Source organism: Bacteroides sp. An322, from assembly GCF_002161765.1.
Lineage (GTDB): Bacteria > Bacteroidota > Bacteroidia > Bacteroidales > Bacteroidaceae > Phocaeicola > Phocaeicola merdavium.
In genome coordinates this window covers 1-4829 of sequence record NZ_NFIN01000052.1, presented here as the reverse complement: position 1 = coordinate 4829, position 4829 = coordinate 1, and the positions used below count along the sequence as shown (strand labels likewise).

The window sequence follows — 4829 nt, the reverse complement described above, 5'->3', positions numbered from 1 at the left end:
GATGAATGATTTTTTATGAAAGGACTTAGGTGCACTGAACCGTATACATTATTATATTATATACGCGGGAAGAAAAAAAACAGCGCCTGATTTTTTTTTCACAAAAACCAACCAGGTATATGGCACAAAAAAGGAAGCAGGGTGAAAAGGCAATCCAAGCAGGATGAAATTGGAATCACATTAGGATGAAACTGGGTACGAAGACGGATGAGTTTTTCAAACAACTTTTCCAGATTCTAAAAAAATAGAGCTTAGTTCTTATTTTTTTATTGTTTTTCCTGCCCATACAGACAAAAACAATTTGATTTTATCAATTCATTTTCGTATCTTCGTGATATATAAATGCATTTTAATAATGGATAATACCTGTAATCTGAAATGGATGGAATGGGCGAAAGAACTTCAGTTCCTGGCTCAAGCCGGATTGACTTATACAAAAGACGATTTTGACAAGGAACGGTTTGGACGTATCAGAGCTATAGCCGCAGAAATGATGAGCTTACAAAGCGGTCTGCCTTTGGAGCGGGTAAAAGGTTTGTTCTGTAACGAAACGGGCTTTCAAACTCCAAAACTGGACACACGTGCAGCTATCTTTGCAGGCAATAAGATCCTGTTAGTAAAAGAAAAGAACGGCACATGGTCTATGCCCGGCGGATGGGTGGACGTCATGCAAACCATCAGGTCAAATACCGTTAAGGAAGTACGGGAAGAAGCAGGATTGGACGTGGAAGCCGTGCGCATCATTGCCTTACAAGACCGAAACAAACACAACAAACCTCCATACGCTTATAATATATGCAAGGTATTTGTACTCTGCAAGGTGTTGGGCGGGAGCTTTGAACCTAATATAGAAACCGTAGAGAGCCGTTATTTCGGAATAGATGAACTCCCGGCATTAGCTGAAGAAAAGAATACGAAGGAACAAATAGAAATGTGCTTCTCGGCTTATCGGGATGAAAATTGGCAAGTAGAATTTGATTAAAAACGGCATTGTCACTTTCAAGAATCGGAATAAACATAATGAGTGAAGAAGATTGCAATATACTGATAATAATCAAGTTATTACAAATCCACCATATTACTAAATATCATTAAATGCCTTTTGCTATTTTCAATTATTGGGTGTATATTGGGGTGTTGATTTTAATGCTCCCAATTACGTATTGTGGGACCCATACCGGAAGAAGGACTTTCATCTGCAATGCCTTGGCTCTCGATATTCCGCCTCATCAGTGCCGCCAATGCGCAGATGCTGTTCCACTACTGAAAGATAGACAATTATATATTGTACCACCAGAACCGACAAGGCTGGGGAGGCAAGGTTATTAAGCAACTGGCACAAGCGATACGGTTCAATTATCCCGAAAAGAAAGGATATTCGGTCAGGAACTTGGCTTATATGTGCCAGTTCACACGTTATTACTTACTCCAAGTGTGTAAAAACCACGGACAAAATCCGAAATCTAAACAACGCATCGTTTACGCAAGAAGCTCTTGCACAAATTCAAGATGTAGCCCAAACAGTAACCACCGTTTACCGGATGCCGATTGAGGACATGAAAAAATGTTCATGGCATCACCTGTTGCAAGAATCAATTAGGCAAACCATATGATTATGCTCAACAACTCGCTTCCCACGGCTGAATACCCTGCTTGAAAAGACGTTCAAATGGTTTCCTATGCTCAAGGAGATGTTGAGAATAGAAAAGTTGTGCGCTGCCATCGGCTTCACCAAAGAAATGATAGAGAGCCTTCTGACAAAGAAAGAGGCTATCAGATGCAATGGCAGGATTTATTCCGAAGAACACAGACGGAAGTTCGACATCAAGAATGATATTTTCAAGGTAGAAAAGAATCCGAGCGATGACGGAAAACTGATACTGACCATTAACAGACAGCCGATAAGTGAATGGTTCAAAGAACAGTTTGACAAATTGCGGTGTGGATTCCAAAAAACACTTGATGAGCCAGGAAAGAGAAGAGGGCTCAAAATGTAATAGCTAAAATCCTACAGAAGAGAGCAACCAATGCATTTTGAGTTACTCTCTTTTCAATTATTCAAATTGGAGAAATGGCTGCTGAATAATTTGTTAAGTTAAACAATCAAAACGGCTAACCCAATATGATATGCTGCATTCTTACAACGTTAAAATTGATGTTAAATCATAGAATATCAAATACTTTTTATACTTTTGGGCTCAAAAGCATAAATTGACTTTGTGTATGATAACATATTCTGATGATAACGAAATTCTTTTGTCCTGTACTAAAGATATGGTAGGTAAAATTATCATTCCAAATGGAGTAAAAAAGATTGCCTCCCATGCTTTTAAAGATTGTTATGAAATTTCGGAGATTATATTGCCTGACACAATATCACAAATACAATCCCAAGCATTTTCTAATTGCACATCGCTAGAAGAGATAAATATCCCAAAAGAAGTTAAAGAAATACCTTATGAATGCTTTAGTGGATGTATAAATCTTCATACTATTTCTCTTCCATCTCAATTACTTGAAATTGCTTCTAGAGCATTCAGTAATTGCCAATCATTAACGACTATACTTCTTCCAGATTCTATTCGTAACTTGGGATATGAAGCTTTTAAAAATTGTTGTAATCTTTGCAAAATTCTAATACCCAATGGTATATCTTCCATATCATCTGAAACATTTTCAGGCTGCGAATCTTTATCAGAAATAAAGATTCCACAAAATATTCGGTCAATAAATCCCAATGCTTTTGAAAATTGCAATGAACTTAGATGTGTAATTATCGAGTCTAAAGACATAGATATTGATCCAACAGCTTTTATCGGATGTGAGCATCTAACAAGAATTTATCTTGGGAATTTCACTCCCATTAGAGTTCTTTCTGCATTTCCAGATTGTGCCAACATTAAATATATTGCTCCCTTAGAGGATTTTTCAAAAGGATTATCAAAGGAAGCCGTATCCTTGAATTTTATTCAAGACAAATTGTCAAATGAGCTGAAATACATGAGTTTATACTATCGGTTGTTCAACATGAATATAACTCAAATGAAATGGTCTGAGTGTCCTAAGAGGAATAATAAATCATTTAAGGAACCAATAGACACAGACTGGGAAACCTATAAGATAATACCACAATCATTAGATTACATATTAAAACTTAATTGGGAGAAATCAGCAGGAATAGGTTTAGTGCTTGGATATAATCAATATCGGGCATTAGATGTAGATATTTCTAGTCTTTGGGTTAGTGAGATTATGTATCCTGATGAAGGCTTAAATGGTTTTATTAATGAAATTCTCACATTGTTACACTTACCCATAGATTATCCATGGGTTGTACGCAGCGGCAATGGGTGTGGATTCCATATTATTTTTAAAAGTGAAGATAATACAGCTACACAAAATATAGATTCTTTATCATTTGAGCCTAAGGATGAATATTGCGATTCAGATTGCAAACTTTTTTATAGAATGGAACTGAGGTGGTGCGACCATTTGGTGTTACCTCCTTCCTTACATGCTAGCGGCTTGCAATATAGATTCAGAAATGGAACTCTTCCAACAATTATTCCTTCAAAAGTTACTTTGACAGAACTTGACTCAATGATAGATAAATACTGTGGCGAAAGAATCTATTTTACAGCTAATTATAAGGATATCACAATAGAATTGACTGAAATCAATAAGATTAAAAGTCGCCATGATAGTTATCTTTCACCTCACGAACATCAAATAAATACAATTGCATGGCTTATAGAAACTTCTAGTCCGGAAAGTAAAAATTCACTTGCATTACGTTATCTTTTTAGCAAAGAAATTGCAAGTAATTCTGATTTAGCAATAAAATATCTGACAGACTCTGATTCTCAATCTGCAAAGTTTAATTTATTGCAGTTATATGCGTGTGGATTCATTAAATATAATGCTGAAATTTACAATAAACTGCAAAAAACTTTAGATGAAAACCTTTTTAATGAACACTTGGATATTCTACAAAGTAATGCTGATAAATATCTGCCCGTAATAGACCGATATCTCTTTTTTGACACAGAAACGACAGGTTTACCCCAAAATTATAATGCCCCATCTTCCGATATAAAGAATTGGCCTCGGCTTATCCAATTGAGTTGGATAATTACAGACCAATTCCAAAATATATTAGCAAAGCATAATCATATAATAAAGCCAAATGGGTTTGTTATTCCCAATGAATCCATGTCCGTACATGGTATATCTACCGAATATGCAAAAATTAACGGAGAAAATTTGGATGAAGTTTTAGACTTGTTCGAATCTGATATAAAATCAGCAAAATACATTATAGGACATAATATAGATTTTGATAAAAAAATTATAGAAGCAGAATTTTATCGTGAGAATAAAGTTTTATCATGGAAAGGAACAATAAGTTTGTGTACCATGAAAAGTGCTATAGATTTTTGTAAATTGAGGAATTTTTATGGATACCGTTATCCTAAACTACAAGAACTATATAATAAACTATTTGGCGCTGACTTCGAAAATGCACATAATGCGTTTTCTGATATATCAGCTACAGTTAAATGTTTCTGGGAAATGGTAAAACGAGGGATTATAACAATTCCACAAACAAAAGCAGAAACAGCAACCAACACAGATGAGGATGATTTGCCTTTTTAGGGTATCATTTCCCAGTAATATAAAAACACCCGACTTTACATTCTTGGGTGTAAAATCGGGTGTTTATTTTGTAAAACATTGATTTTCAATGTTTATTGCGGTGCGTACGGGACTCGAACCCGTGACCCCATGCGTGACAGGCATGTATTCTAACCAACTGAACTAACGCACCA

General features: G+C 35.7%; 2 protein-coding genes, 1 tRNA gene and 2 pseudogenes. 4 read left to right on the top strand and 1 reads right to left on the bottom strand.

Annotation, left to right across the window (positions count from 1 at the left end):
- Positions 1–355: 355 nt before the first annotated feature.
- From B5F91_RS14605 to B5F91_RS14590, 4 genes and pseudogenes are all read left to right on the top strand, one after another.
- Positions 356–982 (top strand): NUDIX hydrolase, encoded by a 627-nt coding sequence (locus B5F91_RS14605; RefSeq protein WP_087429750.1) that lies wholly within the window; start codon positions 356–358, stop codon positions 980–982.
- A 240-nt stretch (positions 983–1222) separates the two neighbouring features.
- A pseudogene (locus tag B5F91_RS14600) lies at positions 1223–1597 on the top strand (DUF1016 N-terminal domain-containing protein); the annotation flags it as partial.
- A gap of 40 nt (positions 1598–1637) precedes the next feature.
- A pseudogene (locus B5F91_RS14595) lies at positions 1638–1997 on the top strand (mobilization protein); the annotation flags it as partial.
- 226 nt (positions 1998–2223) lie between these two features.
- Positions 2224–4656, top strand: coding sequence for a leucine-rich repeat protein (locus B5F91_RS14590; protein ID WP_087429749.1), 2433 nt, complete (start codon positions 2224–2226; stop codon positions 4654–4656).
- A 98-nt stretch (positions 4657–4754) separates the two neighbouring features.
- Here B5F91_RS14590 and B5F91_RS14585 read toward each other — a convergent pair.
- A tRNA-Asp gene (locus B5F91_RS14585) sits at positions 4755–4828 on the bottom strand.
- Between the last annotated feature and the right edge of the window lies 1 nt (position 4829).